This is a genomic window from Kitasatospora sp. NPDC004531 (assembly GCF_053602195.1).
Genome location: NZ_JBSGDD010000067.1, coordinates 31,897 through 43,374, shown reverse-complemented (window position 1 = coordinate 43,374; position 11,478 = coordinate 31,897). Strand labels below are relative to the sequence as shown.

Genomic DNA, 11,478 nt, shown 5'->3' with positions numbered 1-11,478 from the left:
CTTGCGGCCTTGCGGCCTTGCGGCCTTGCGGCCTTGCGGCCTTGCGGCCTTGCGGCCTTGCGGCCTTGCGGCCTTGCGGCCTTGCGGCCTTGCGGCCTTGCGGGTGGGTTGAGGGGCGGGCGGAAGGTGGCGGTGCGTGGGTGGTCCGTGGGGCGGGCTGGGGCGTTCCATGGGCTTGGGGCGTCGGCGGTCTTGAGGCGGGCGCGGTGAGGCAGGCGGAGGGTGGTGGCCACGGGGGCGGGTGGGGCCGTCGAGTCGCTGTGTGGGCCTGCGTCAGCGGGTGAGGCGGAAGGCGAGGGTGGCTGCCGTGCGGAGGGGCCATGGGGGGCGGGGGAGGGCGAAGGCGTCGCGGAGGGGGGTGTCGAGGAGGGCGGTGGCGAAGGCGGGGGCGTAGCGGGTGAGGGGCGCGGGGAGGCGGGCGGCGAAGAGGGGGGAGACGGCCTGCCAGAGGGCCTGGCCGGCGGGGCTGGGGGCGAACCGGGCGGCTTCGAAGTCGCGCATCCAGGCGGTGACGGCGTTCAGGTCGGGGCCGGGGAGTGGCGGGAGGTGCAGGGCGGCGGCCAGGTCGGCCTGGAAGGCGAACGCGGCGGTGCGTTCGGCGGGGGTCACGCCGCCGTGGCGGGCGGTGAACTCCACCGGGCAGGCGGTGAAGCAGGCCAGCACGTAGCGCATCAACTCGGCGTCCACGCCCGGCAGTCGGTGCATCGCGGCGAGCTCGGCGACGATCTCCCGGCCCGGTGCGCTGTCCACCCCGTGGCCGATCAGCGCGAACATCATCGCGCCCGTCGCCTTCGCCCTGGCCTTCGGCGCGGACGTCAACCTGCCGGTGCCGTACAGCACTTCGGCGATCTCCGGGACGGCGAAGGTGCGCACGAAGCCGAGCGTCAGGCCGACCCGGGCCCGCTGCGGGGCGCGGTGCAGGACCAGGGCGGCGAACGCGTCCCGCGGTGGGACGGGCGTCATGACGTCTCGGCCAACGCCCGCTCCAGCAGCGGGGATTGCAGGTAGCCGGCGACCAGCACCAGGTGGGCGCGCTCCTCGGCGGGTTCGGCGTCCAGGCCCGGCAGCACCGGCTGCTCCTCGCGCGGGCGCGGCACCGCCCCGGCCGCCAGCGCCCCGACCGCGGAGCGCAGCGCGGCCGCGACCACCAGCGCGTCCCGCTCGTCGGGGACCAACTCGGCCTGCGCGGCGAAGCGTTCGGCGCCGCGGACCGCCGCCGGGTCGATCCACGGGCGGAGCGTCAGCTGCCCGTCGCGGATCTCCAGGCCGCGGCGGGTGGTGCGCCACTCCAGGTCGCGCAGTGCGGCGCGCTCGCGCCAAGCCGGCGACGGCGGGCCCTCCAGGGCGAGCCGGCGGTCGGCCCGGTAGACCAGGTCCCACAGCGGGCGCAGCGCGCGGAAGTCGCGGCGGCGGCGGTTCCAGGCCGCGCCGGCCGGGCCCGCGAAGCCCAGCGTGATGCCGACCGCGCCGAGCGCCGCGAAGAACGGGCCGAGCGCCGTGCTCAGCCACTCCACGCCCCCCACCCCGGCGTACGCGAGGGCGATCGCGGCGAGCTTGCACACCACGTAGCCGCAGGCCGTCAGCGCGCCCGCCGCCAGCAGCCGGATGCCGCGGCGCAGCCAGCCGGCCGGGAGGCGGGCGGCGTGGCCCAGGCAGACCCGGCCGATGTCCACCAGCGCGTAGGCGAACAGGCCCTGGTAGAGCGCCAGGAACAGGGCGGTGGCGGCGCGTGGCGCGAAGGTGGTGTCGAAGGTCAGCGGCGTCTCCGGCCGGTACGGGCCGCCCGCCAGGAACAGCGCCACCAGCACCGGCACCAGCACGGCGAACACCGCCGTGCGCCGCCGCACCCGCCGCCGCAGCCGGTCGTCCAGCGGCGCCCACACCTGGTCGCCCTCGCGCTGCTCCGGCGGCGACCAGACCAGCGCGAGGACCACCGCGGCCGCCGAGAAGCCGACGATGCCCAGGTAGACCAGCAGGGTGGCCAGGTTGCCGACGCCGGTGAGCCGCCCGATCGCCCGGTACACCAGCGGGGACGCCAGCAGGAAGGCGGTGGACGGCGAGGCGACCGCCAGGGCCACCACCAGCAGCCCGAAGGACGGGTCGCGCCGCCAGGCCCGCAGCTTCAGCCCCGCCACCACCCAGGCCACCGTGCCGATGCCCAAGTAGGCGAAGTTGTAGGGCAGTTCAGACATGCTGTCCCTTGCGGTGCTCCAATGCGGGGGCCAGCTGCGAGGTGGTTCCGGCACCGGGGGCGAGCACCAGCAGGCGCATCAGCTCGGCGCCCAGCACCTCCGCCTCCTCCTCGGCCGCGTCGTCGTAGTGCGAGCGGCCGAGCACCAGGCGGAGCATCTCCGGGTCGATGGTGGGCAGTTCGACCAGCGACGGGTCCTCGTCCGGCGACGGCGGCTTGCTCAGGTGGCCGCACAGCAGGTGCGCCAGCTCGTGGCAGACGATGTGCGCCCGGTGCAGGCCCGAGGTCTCCTCCTCGACGTGGATCACGTCCTCCGCCGACAGCCGCTCCACGAAGCCCGACGGCTCGCCGACCCGCATCCGGCGCGGGGCGATCCGGATCGGCCGGTCCAGGTGTGCGGAGACCGCGCCGCACAGCTCCTCCACGCCGCTCAGCGGCGGCAGGCGCAGGTCGCGCGCCACCGCCCGCATCCGGCGGCGGGTCCGCCCGAGCCCGCTCCCGACACCCCGCACGTCGACCCCCTCCGGCAGCCGCCAGTGTCCCAGCGGCACCTGCTGACGCTGCGTCACGTCACCGGTCCGGCCTCGTCCGACTGGCCGGTGGGCAGGCCGACCGCCCGCCGCAACTGCTCCACAATAGTGAGTGCGGCGTCCTGCATCTCCGGCGGCAGGCCGGCCGCCCGCATGGCGATCCGCTCCACCCGGGCGTCGCGCAGCGCCTCGATCCGGCGCAGGTCGCGCTCGACGGCGCTGGCGGTCTCCGAGTCCGAGAAGTAGTCCAGCGGGACGCCGAAGAACTTGGCGATCCGGACGGCGTTCTCCAGGCTTGGCTTCTGGGTGCCCTTGCGCAGGTTGCCGATGTACGTGCCGCTCAGACCGGTGCCTTCGGCGATCTCCGAGTCCCGCCAGGGCCGGCCGAGATCCTTCGGGTAGATCACCGCTATCAGGCGCCGGAAGTGGCTGGCGAAGTCCGGTGCTTCGGCGCGGGATGAGTCCGTGGGCATGAGGCGGATCATAGATGGTCTGTACCCCCGGGCGTATCCCTTCGGTCGGCCGGCTCTGCACGATCGTTGATGGATCGGTGCCCAAACCGTGCGGACCTGGCACTGCGCGCGCCGCGCCGTCACTCTCCACTCCACGATAGTTGACACAGCGTGGTCCGGATCGGCAGGATCGGCACCCTGATGCTCGGGCGCCGTTGCCCCACGGGGGTGGGCAGCGGCGCTCGTTCGGCAGCCTGTTCCCCGCTGCCCAGAACCGGATGTTCCCGCTCCGCTGCCTGCGCGTCATCTTCCGTTGCCGACACGGCCGTTCGCCGCCGATACGCTCCCTGCGACCTCGCCAGGCGCCCGTCCGCCAGCATCACCCGGGCGCGCCCCGCCCGAAAGGCCGCGCAGCCGATGGCCCCCCGACTCTCCGTCGTCGTCCCGGTGTACAACGTCGAGCGGTACCTCGCCGAATGCCTGGACTCGATCGCCGCCCAGAGCTTCACCGACTACGAATGCGTCCTGGTCGACGACGGCTCCACCGACACCAGCGCCGCCATCGCCGAGCAGTACGCCGCCCGCGACCCGCGCTTCCGAGTGGTCGGCCAGCCCAACCGGGGCCTCGGCGCCGCCCGCAACACCGGCGTGCGCCACCTCACGCCCGGCACCGAGTACCTCGCCTTCGTCGACAGCGACGACACCCTGCCGCCGCACGCCTACCAGCTGATGATCAGCACCCTCGACGAGACCGGCTCCGACTTCGCCACCGGCAACGCGCTGCGGCTGCGCTCCACCGGACTCGAACCCTCCCACGTGCACCGCCGCCCGTTCGCCCGGACCAGGCTGCGCACCCACATCGGCGAACTGCCCGCGCTCGTCACCGACCGCACCGCCTGGAACAAGGTCTACCGCCGCAGCTTCTACACCGCGGCCGGCCTCGAATACCCCGAAGGCATGCTCTACGAGGACGCCCCTGTCAGCGTCCCGCACCACTTCCTGGCCGGCAGCGTCGACGTGCTCTCCGAACCCGTCTACCACTGGCGCATCCGCGAGGACGGCGACCGCTCCATCACCCAGCGCCGCACCGACCCGCGCGGCCTCGCCGACCGGGTCCGCTCCATCGAACTCGTCCGCGGCTGGCTCCTCGACCGCCCCGAGCCCGTCTACCGCGACCACCTGCGGGCCTACGACCACAACACCCTGGTCGAGGAGATCCCGATGTTCTTCTGGACCCTCCCCGACGGCGACCGCGACTACCGCCACGCCTACCACCGGCACATCACCCGGCTGCTCAGCGCGATCGGCCCCGAACACCTCGCGGCGCTCCCGGCGTTCCTGCGCCTCAAGTACCGCCTGACCGTCACCGGGCACCTGCACACGCTGTCCGGCGTGCAGCGCGCCCACCTCCGCGTCCGCAACACCCGCAAGGCGCTGCGGCGCTGATCAGCGGGCGCGTCGCCGCAGCAGCGCCATCCGGGCCTTCAGCAGCCCCGGGACGAACAGGTAGACCACGGCGGGAACCACCAGCACGGTGATCGCCAGCACCCGCACCGGCACCGGCAGGCTGCCCAGCGACGGGCCGAGCAGCAGCTGGACGACGGTGATCGACGGGAAGACGGCGAGCCAGGTGATCAGCGCGCGGACGTGCACGGACGGGAGCGGCGGGTGGGGGTGCGGCGTCGCGGCCGCGACGGGGGCGGGGGCGATGGTGGTGGGGGCTGGGGCGGTGGCGGTCTCGGCCATGGGGGTCTCCTCGGCGGGGGTGGGGCGCGAACTGAGACGGTAGCCAACCAACTGGTTGGTCGTCAACCAACCGGATGGTTGGCAGGTGGCCCCCTGCCGCTCTACGCTGAGCGCATGACTCAGGATCCGACGTCCACCAGGCAACGGCTGCTCGTCGCCGCCCGCGAGGAATTCGCCGCACACGGCATCGCGGGCGGCCGCGTGGACCGGATCGCGGAACTGGCCGGCGTGAACAAGGAGCGCATCTACGGCTGCTTCGGCAGCAAGCAGAAGCTCTTCGACGAAGTGGTCGCCGCCGCCCTGGACGAACTCGCCGAAGCCGTCCCGCTGCAGGCCGGCGACGACCCCGCCGAGTACGTGGGGCGGGTCTACGACTTCCACCGGGCCAACCCCGCCCTGGTCCGGCTCTGCCTCTGGGAGGGCCTGCACTACCGCCACGACGCCCTGCCCAACGAGGCCCGGCGCGCCACCCACTACGAACAGAAGGTCGCCGCCCTCGCCGCGACCTTCGGCGCCGAGGCGTCCCCCCACGTCGCCGCCTGCCTGCTGAGCCTGATCGGCCTCGCCTCCTGGCCCACCGCCGTCCCCCAGATGACCCGCGTCGTCCTCGGCGCCACCCAGCCCGACCTCCGCGCCCACGTCGTCGAGTTCGCCCGCCAGGCCCTCGCCGGCGCCCTCCCGATCCCCACCGACGCCTGACGCCCGGATCGTGCCGGTCCTGCTCCTGTGCTCAGTAGGGGAGCAGGTCGGTCGTGATCAGCTCGAAGTCGAACGGCTCCGGGATGTGGATGGTCTCGCCGAACGCGATGTCCTCCCGCCGGCGGTACTTCGTGAAGTCGGGGCGGCTGAAGAGTGCGACCGTCTTCTCCCTCGCGTCGATCACGAGGTGGAGCGGGATCTTCATCAGGGGGTAGTCCCGCACCTTCCCCACCCAGTCGTTCTCCGGGTTGGACGGTGACACCAGCTCGACGGCGATCGCGGCGAGCTCGGCGGGCACCTGGTTGTCACTGGTGGTCAGCGCGTCGTCCGGCAGGTACGTCAGGTCGGGATTGCGGCTCTTGCCGACGTTCGGCGAGACGAGGTCGGTGTTCTCACTGGGCAGCAGCCCCGCCGGGGCGTGCGCGTCGAACTGGCGGCGCACCACCAGGAGATTCCGCTGGTGGATGCCCGAGGGGCTGACCCTCATGACGATGGTGTCGCCGGACAGTTCGACCTTGAACCCGCCCGGCAGGCTCCTGCGGGCCTCCTCGAGGAGCGCGAAGTGCTCGGGATTCATGCGAGTGCCCTTTCGGGTGGGTCGACCAGCCCCAGCGTAGTCGGGCGGACCAGGGCCCGGCGGGGTGGAGCGACACGAAAAAGCCCCCGAGCGCGATGCGCTCGGGGGCTTTCTGCTGTGGCCAGGGCCGGGGTCGAACCGGCGACCTTCCGCTTTTCAGGCGGACGCTCGTACCAACTGAGCTACCTGGCCGTACTGCACCGTCTCTTGCGAGACGAGCGATCCCGACGGGACTTGAACCCGCGACCTCCACCTTGACAGGGTGGCGAGCTAACCAACTGCTCCACGGGACCTCATGCGGATTACTCCGCACAGGACCTTACTACGGTACTGCGTACCCCCAACGGGATTCGAACCCGTGCTACCGCCTTGAAAGGGCGGCGTCCTGGGCCACTAGACGATGAGGGCTTGCGGCCCTTCCGGCCGGATTCTCCGGCGTTCGGGGACGTCGAGAAGCATATGGGATGCCGGGCTGGAAAGCCAAAACGGTTTCCGGCGGGTGGTGCGGAGGGGCTGGTGGGGGCGGTTCCGGGGCGGTCAGGACCAGCCGAGGTCGTGGAGTTCGTCGTCGTCGAAGCCGAAGTGGTGGGCGACCTCGTGGATGACGGTGATGCGGACTTCCTCGACGGCCTGGTCGCGGGTGTCGCAGTGGCGGAGGGTGGGGCCCATGTAGATGAGGATCCGGTCGGGGAGGACGCCGGCGTACCACTCGCCGCGCTCGGTGAGGGGGATGCCCTCGTAGAGGCCGAGGAGTTCGGGGGTGGCGGGGTCGGGCTCGTCCTCGACGAAGACCGCCACGTTGTCCATCATCGCGGCCAGCTTCGGCGGGATCTGGTCCAGTGCGTCGGACACCAGCGTTTCGAACTCGTCCCTGGTCATTTCCACCCGCCCATTGTCGGAGGTCCGTTGACGGGACGCCAGAGCGTCCGCGCCGGTGCGCCCCCCGGGCGGGGTGTGCGGCTGCTGGTCGGCGGTTGCCCGTGTCCCGGTGGGGCGGATGCGCGTTGGGCACCCGAGAACGGTTGGCGGCCCGGTCGGGTCGTGCGGGAGGTGGCTCGGTGATGGCGGTCGGTTCGGCGCGGCGACGGGTGGCGGCGGGGGCGGCAATGGCGGCGATCGCCGTGTTCGGACTGAGCGGCTGCATGTCGGTGGGTGCGCAGCCGCCCGCGGGGTCGGGCGGGGTGAAGCCGACCGGCGCGGGCACGGCGACCACGTTGAAGGCGGGCGTGGGGGCGGGCGGCCACCAGGGCGGCGGTCGCGGGGAGCGCGGCGGGACGACGAGTGTTGACGGTGCGTCACCTGGCGCGGCCCCCTCGCCGGGCGGCCGTGCTCCCGGCCCGACGCCGCCGGCCGTCGGCGTGCAGGGCGCGCCCGTCCCGGTGCCGGGGACGAACGCGGGCACCCCCACGCCGGCCTCCACGCCTGCCGCGCCGGGCACGCCCGTGCCCACGCCGAGCGACGGCGGCAGCGCGTCCTCGCCGACCCCGAAGCCCAGCCCGTCGGAGCCCTCCCGCTCGCCGAAGCCCTCGCCGACGCCGAGCGGCACGCCCGCCGAGCCCAGTGAGTCACCGTCCGGTCACTGAGGCGGACGGAAGCGGCGTGCGGGCCTTGTTTCCGGGGCGCTGGCCAGGGGATTTGCCTCTGATCCGCAGGCTCCCCTATGGTGGTAGATCGTTCGTTTGATCCTATTTGGCTGGCGCTCCTCACACCTTTGAGCGCCCTTGGCGCGTTCCGGCGATCCGTGGCTGACCGCATAGAGGCGGTATTTCCAACAGACCCCCGGACTTTGGCGCGTGCCACTTCCGGAAGGTTTTGCATGTCTCTCGTTGACGACGCCCGCTTCGCCATGCCCGCGAACGGCTCCGACGCCGCCGACACCGACTCCCTCGACACCGACACGCTGGACGCGGAGCTCGCCGAGCTCACCGACGGCGCCACCGACACCGACGCGGCCGCCGAGGCCGACGCCGAGCCCACCATCACCTTCGGTGACCTGGGCCTGCACGACGACGTCGTCCGGGCGCTGGCCAAGCGCGGTGTCACCACCCCGTTCCCGATCCAGGCCGCGACCATCCCGGACGCGCTGGCGGGCAAGGACGTCCTGGGCCGCGGCCGCACCGGCTCCGGCAAGACCCTGAGCTTCGGCCTGCCGCTGCTGACCCGCCTGGCGGGCGGCGAGCGCACCAAGGCGAAGCACCCGCGCGGTCTGATCCTGGTCCCGACCCGTGAGCTGGCCATGCAGGTCGCCGACGCCCTGGAGCCGTTCGGCTCGGTGCTCGGCCTGCGCCTCAAGGTGGTCTGCGGCGGCACCTCGATGTCGAACCAGATCTACGCCCTGGAGCGCGGCGTGGACGTGCTGGTGGCCACCCCCGGCCGTCTGCGCGACCTGATCAACCGCGGCTCCGCGAAGATGGACGACGTCGAGATCGCCGTCCTCGACGAGGCCGACCAGATGGCCGACATGGGCTTCCTGCCCGAGGTCACCGAGATCCTCGACCTGGTGCCGGCCGGCGGCCAGCGCCTGCTGTTCTCCGCCACCCTGGAGAACGAGATCGACACCCTGGTCAAGCGCTACCTGAAGAGCCCGGTCACCCACGAGGTCGACCCGTCGGCCGGCGCGGTCACCACCATGACCCACCACATCCTGGTCGTGAAGCCCAAGGACAAGGCGCCGATCACCAACGCGATCGCCGCCCGCAAGGGCCGCACCATCATCTTCGTCCGCACCCAGATGGGCGCGGACCGGGTCGCCCAGCAGCTGCTGGAGGCCGGGGTGAAGGCCGACGCGCTGCACGGCGGCATGACCCAGGGCGCCCGTACCCGCGTCCTCGGCGACTTCAAGGACGGCTACCTCAACGTGGTCGTCGCCACCGACGTCGCCGCCCGCGGCATCCACGTCGACGGCATCGACCTGGTGCTGAACGTCGACCCGGCCGGCGACCACAAGGACTACCTGCACCGCTCCGGCCGCACCGCCCGGGCCGGCCGCTCCGGCACCGTCGTCACCCTGGTGCTGCCGCACCAGCGCCGCGGCGTGTTCCGCCTGATGGAGGACGCGGGCGTGGACGCCTCGCGCCACATCCTCGACCACGCCTTCGACGCCGAGGTCGCCAAGATCACCGGCGCCCGTTCGCTGGTCGAGGTCCAGGCCGAGAGCGCGTCCGGCATCGCCGGCGCCGCCGAGCGCGAGGTCGCCGAGCTCACCCGTGAGCTGGAGCGCGCCCAGCGCCGCGCCACCGAGCTGCGCGAGGAGGCCGACCGCCTGGCCGCCCGCGCCGCCCGTGAGCGTGCCGAGCTCGGCATCGAGGACGAGGTCGAGACGGACGAGGCGACCGCCGAGGCCGGCGCCGAGACCGCCGAGCAGCCGGCCGCCGAGGCCGCGCCGGCGACCGAGGAGCGCACCCCGTCCTACCGCGAGGCCCGCAACGAGCGCCCGGCCTACAACCGGGACCGCGACGACCGTGGCGGCCGCGGCTTCAACCGTGACGACCGTGGTGGTCGTTCGTTCGGTGACCGTGAGCGCGGTGGGTTCAACCGCGATGACCGTGGTGGTCGTTCGTTCGGTGACCGTGAGCGCGGTGGGTTCAACCGTGACGACCGTGGTGGTCGTTCGTTCGGTGACCGTGAGCGCGGTGGGTTCAACCGCGATGACCGTGGTGGTCGTTCGTTCGGTGACCGTGAGCGCGGTGGGTTCAACCGTGACGACCGCGGCGGCCGCTCCTCCTTCGGCAACCGTCCGCAGGGCGGGTTCAACCGTGACGACCGTGGTGGCCGCTCCTTCGGTGACCGTGAGCGCGGTGGGTTCAACCGCGATGACCGTGGTGGTCGTTCGTTCGGTGACCGTGAGCGTGGCGGCCGTCCGCAGGGTGGCTTCAACCGTGACGACCGCGGTGGCCGTTCGTTCGGCGACCGTGAGCGCGGTGGCTTCAACCGTGACGACCGCGGCGGCCGTTCGTTCGGCGACCGTGAGCGCGGTGGCTTCAACCGTGACGACCGCGGCGGCTTCAACCGCGACGACCGCAAGCCGCGTTGGAAGAACTGACACCGACGCACTGACGGGCCCGCTCCACTCCGGTGGGGCGGGCCCGTCCGCATTCCGGGGGAAATCCGTTGGTGGCGGCGGATGTTGACGGCTAGCGTCGCGGCATGAGCAGCAGGCAGCGGGCACTCGCCACGCAGAACGAGGAGATCGCCGACCGGGGCGAGTACCGGTGTGCCGACGGGACGGCGGTGCGGATCGCCGAGGAACTGGCCGAGGCCCGGGCGGGGACGGTGTCGTACTCGCCGGAGGCCGAGTTCGGGGCCGGGCCGGGGCCGCTGCGCGGGGCGGCCGAGGTGACGGGCGAGGGCAGCATGCAGGCCGCCCAGCGGCTGGTCGCGGACGGCGGGAAGAGCGTCGCGGTGCTGAACTTCGCGTCCGCGCGCAACCCCGGCGGCGGGTACCTGCGCGGCGCGAAGGCCCAGGAGGAGGACGTCTGCCGCACCGCGCTGCTGTACCGGTGCCTGCTGGAGGCCCCCGACTACTACGAGGCGCACCGCGCCTCCACCGATCTGCGCTACAGCCACCGGGTGATCTGGTCGCCGGACGTGCCGGTGATCCGCGACGGGCACGGCGCCCTGCTGGCCCGGCCGCACCGGGTCGGCTTCCTCACCTCGCCGGCGCCCAACGCGGGCCAGCTGGCGCTGCGGTCGCCCGGCGCCGCGCTCGACCTCGGGCCGGTGCTGGCCGAACGGGCCGGCCGGGTGCTGGCCGTCGCCGCCCGGCACGGGGTGCGCGAACTCGTGCTCGGCGCCTGGGGCTGCGGCGTCTTCCGCAACGACCCGGCGGAGGTCGCGGACGCGTTCGGGCAGGCCCTGGACGCGTGGGGCGCGGCCTTCGACCGGGTGGTGTTCGCGGTCTGGGACCGCAGCGTCCCGTCGGCGAACCGGGCGGCGTTCGAGGCGCGGTTCGGGTCGGCCTGACGCGCTGTGCGGGCTACTCGCGGGTGGCCAGCGCGGAGGCGGCCGCGACCACGCCCGTGACGGTGAGGACGGCCGGCCAGGCGCCGATCTTCTTCGCCAGCGGGTGCGAGCCGCCGAACGCGGCCAGGTACAGGGTGGTCAGGCCGGCCGCCACCGGCGTCCCCGACCGGCGCTGCCACCGCACGGCGGCCGTCGCCCCGGCAGCGGCCAGCACCGCACCGCCCAGCTCGCGCCGACCACTGAACCGGGCGGTGGCATAGCCGCCGAGCAGCCCGGCGGCGGCAACGGCGGCGGTGGCGGGGAAGCGGGCCATGGGACGGA

General features: G+C 73.2%; 12 protein-coding genes and 3 tRNA genes. 4 read left to right on the top strand and 11 right to left on the bottom strand.

The genetic code is table 11. From position 1 onward, the window contains the following. Window positions 1-273: 273 nt before the first annotated feature. From ACWEMJ_RS24285 to ACWEMJ_RS24270, 4 genes are read right to left on the bottom strand one after another with little or no spacing between them, the layout of a single operon-like run. Complete coding sequence (locus ACWEMJ_RS24285; protein WP_452139218.1) at window positions 274-963, bottom strand: oxygenase MpaB family protein; 690 nt, start codon at window positions 961-963, stop codon at window positions 274-276. Further along, window positions 960-2,192: an MAB_1171c family putative transporter gene (locus ACWEMJ_RS24280; protein ID WP_452139217.1), complete on the bottom strand. Its 1,233-nt coding sequence runs from the start codon at window positions 2,190-2,192 to the stop codon at window positions 960-962. Before ACWEMJ_RS24280 ends, ACWEMJ_RS24285 begins: the two co-directional genes overlap by 4 nt. Next, window positions 2,185-2,760, bottom strand: a complete 576-nt coding sequence (locus ACWEMJ_RS24275; RefSeq protein ID WP_452139216.1) for a hypothetical protein — start codon at window positions 2,758-2,760, stop codon at window positions 2,185-2,187. Before ACWEMJ_RS24275 ends, ACWEMJ_RS24280 begins: the two co-directional genes overlap by 8 nt. Beyond that, window positions 2,757-3,194, bottom strand: coding sequence for a helix-turn-helix domain-containing protein (locus tag ACWEMJ_RS24270; protein WP_452139215.1), 438 nt, complete (start codon window positions 3,192-3,194; stop codon window positions 2,757-2,759). Before ACWEMJ_RS24270 ends, ACWEMJ_RS24275 begins: the two co-directional genes overlap by 4 nt. Window positions 3,195-3,590: 396 nt before the next feature. On the opposite strand from ACWEMJ_RS24270, the gene ACWEMJ_RS24265 reads away from it, so the two are divergent. After that, window positions 3,591-4,619, top strand: a complete 1,029-nt coding sequence (locus ACWEMJ_RS24265) for a glycosyltransferase family 2 protein (RefSeq protein WP_452139214.1) — start codon at window positions 3,591-3,593, stop codon at window positions 4,617-4,619. Here the strand turns inward: ACWEMJ_RS24265 and ACWEMJ_RS24260 are convergent, their stop codons facing one another. Continuing rightward, window positions 4,620-4,919, bottom strand: coding sequence for a hypothetical protein (locus ACWEMJ_RS24260; protein WP_452139213.1), 300 nt, complete (start codon window positions 4,917-4,919; stop codon window positions 4,620-4,622). Window positions 4,920-5,033: 114 nt separating this feature from the next. Here ACWEMJ_RS24260 and ACWEMJ_RS24255 point away from each other — a divergent pair, with 114 nt between their 5' ends. Then, the gene (locus tag ACWEMJ_RS24255) at window positions 5,034-5,618 is read left to right on the top strand and encodes a TetR family transcriptional regulator (RefSeq protein ID WP_452139212.1); all 585 of its coding nucleotides are present in this window, start codon (window positions 5,034-5,036) and stop codon (window positions 5,616-5,618) included. A gap of 31 nt (window positions 5,619-5,649) precedes the next feature. Here ACWEMJ_RS24255 and ACWEMJ_RS24250 read toward each other — a convergent pair whose 3' ends face one another. The 5 genes from ACWEMJ_RS24250 to ACWEMJ_RS24230 form a co-directional block, all read right to left on the bottom strand. Continuing rightward, complete coding sequence (locus ACWEMJ_RS24250; protein WP_452139211.1) at window positions 5,650-6,195, bottom strand: Uma2 family endonuclease; 546 nt, start codon at window positions 6,193-6,195, stop codon at window positions 5,650-5,652. A 118-nt stretch (window positions 6,196-6,313) separates the two neighbouring features. Continuing rightward, window positions 6,314-6,387: transfer RNA gene (locus ACWEMJ_RS24245), tRNA-Phe, on the bottom strand. A gap of 27 nt (window positions 6,388-6,414) precedes the next feature. Continuing rightward, window positions 6,415-6,488 (bottom strand) — tRNA-Asp (locus ACWEMJ_RS24240). A gap of 42 nt (window positions 6,489-6,530) precedes the next feature. Continuing rightward, window positions 6,531-6,603 (bottom strand) — tRNA-Glu (locus tag ACWEMJ_RS24235). A 129-nt stretch (window positions 6,604-6,732) separates the two neighbouring features. Further along, a complete protein-coding gene (locus ACWEMJ_RS24230; RefSeq protein WP_452139220.1) occupies window positions 6,733-7,074 on the bottom strand; it encodes a metallopeptidase family protein in 342 nt (113 codons plus the stop codon). Between the two features lie 937 nt (window positions 7,075-8,011). On the opposite strand from ACWEMJ_RS24230, the gene ACWEMJ_RS24225 reads away from it, so the two are divergent. Then, window positions 8,012-10,237, top strand: a complete 2,226-nt coding sequence (locus ACWEMJ_RS24225) for a DEAD/DEAH box helicase (protein WP_452139210.1) — start codon at window positions 8,012-8,014, stop codon at window positions 10,235-10,237. Window positions 10,238-10,341: 104 nt separating this feature from the next. After that, entirely contained in the window at window positions 10,342-11,157 is an 816-nt protein-coding gene (locus ACWEMJ_RS24220; RefSeq protein ID WP_452139209.1) for a TIGR02452 family protein, read from the top strand. A 13-nt stretch (window positions 11,158-11,170) separates the two neighbouring features. On the opposite strand, the gene ACWEMJ_RS24215 is transcribed toward ACWEMJ_RS24220, so the two are convergent. Beyond that, window positions 11,171-11,470, bottom strand: coding sequence for a hypothetical protein (locus tag ACWEMJ_RS24215; protein WP_452139208.1), 300 nt, complete (start codon window positions 11,468-11,470; stop codon window positions 11,171-11,173). Window positions 11,471-11,478 lie beyond the last annotated feature (8 nt).

Coding starts and splice junctions, on each gene's coding strand:
- ACWEMJ_RS24285 (WP_452139218.1), bottom strand. CDS start 963: ATGACGCCCGTCCCACCGCGGGACGCGTTCGCCGCCCTGGTCCTGCAC.
- ACWEMJ_RS24280 (WP_452139217.1), bottom strand. CDS start 2,192: ATGTCTGAACTGCCCTACAACTTCGCCTACTTGGGCATCGGCACGGTG.
- ACWEMJ_RS24270 (WP_452139215.1), bottom strand. CDS start 3,194: ATGCCCACGGACTCATCCCGCGCCGAAGCACCGGACTTCGCCAGCCAC.
- ACWEMJ_RS24265 (WP_452139214.1), top strand. CDS start 3,591: ATGGCCCCCCGACTCTCCGTCGTCGTCCCGGTGTACAACGTCGAGCGG.
- ACWEMJ_RS24260 (WP_452139213.1), bottom strand. CDS start 4,919: ATGGCCGAGACCGCCACCGCCCCAGCCCCCACCACCATCGCCCCCGCC.
- ACWEMJ_RS24255 (WP_452139212.1), top strand. CDS start 5,034: ATGACTCAGGATCCGACGTCCACCAGGCAACGGCTGCTCGTCGCCGCC.
- ACWEMJ_RS24250 (WP_452139211.1), bottom strand. CDS start 6,195: ATGAATCCCGAGCACTTCGCGCTCCTCGAGGAGGCCCGCAGGAGCCTG.
- ACWEMJ_RS24230 (WP_452139220.1), bottom strand. CDS start 7,074: ATGACCAGGGACGAGTTCGAAACGCTGGTGTCCGACGCACTGGACCAG.
- ACWEMJ_RS24225 (WP_452139210.1), top strand. CDS start 8,012: ATGTCTCTCGTTGACGACGCCCGCTTCGCCATGCCCGCGAACGGCTCC.
- ACWEMJ_RS24220 (WP_452139209.1), top strand. CDS start 10,342: ATGAGCAGCAGGCAGCGGGCACTCGCCACGCAGAACGAGGAGATCGCC.
- ACWEMJ_RS24215 (WP_452139208.1), bottom strand. CDS start 11,470: ATGGCCCGCTTCCCCGCCACCGCCGCCGTTGCCGCCGCCGGGCTGCTC.